The following is a 369-nucleotide window of genomic DNA, read 5'->3' as shown; positions in this document are numbered from 1 at the left end:
TGCATATGTGTATAAGTGACAGGTGTAGTACAGAGTGACGACGGAAGAAGGTTCCACGGACTGAAGCTTGACCAGAAATACGAATACGTTTTCCATCGTCAAGCAACGTCGCATAGGCAAGCGTCCCTGCCATCCCCCAGTCGAGCTCTTTCTCCCCGTCAATCATCGCAACACGATCACTGTAGAGCTGGGTCACTCGACTGGGCAATACGTGATTTTGTGGGTATTGGCATATACGTCGTCCTAGCTCGACTAAACGTTTTTTATCGAATTCATTTGCACAAGGTTTTTCCCAGTCGTGCCCCAGGTAAGGAGACTAGTCTACAGAATGTAGAGCCATTGTGGGCCATGCTTGGACCACCACTTCAC

General features: G+C 49.1%; 1 pseudogene. It reads right to left on the bottom strand.

The window, feature by feature from the left end:
* Nucleotides 1-369, bottom strand: a pseudogene (locus tag UF06_RS25280) (2-oxoglutarate dehydrogenase E1 component); the annotation flags it as partial.

Source organism: Vibrio sp. S234-5 (assembly GCF_000960595.1).
In the GTDB taxonomy this organism is placed as follows: Bacteria; Pseudomonadota; Gammaproteobacteria; order Enterobacterales; family Vibrionaceae; genus Vibrio.
The sequence above is the reverse complement of the archived record's forward strand: the minus strand, read 5'-3'. Positions and strand labels throughout refer to the sequence as shown.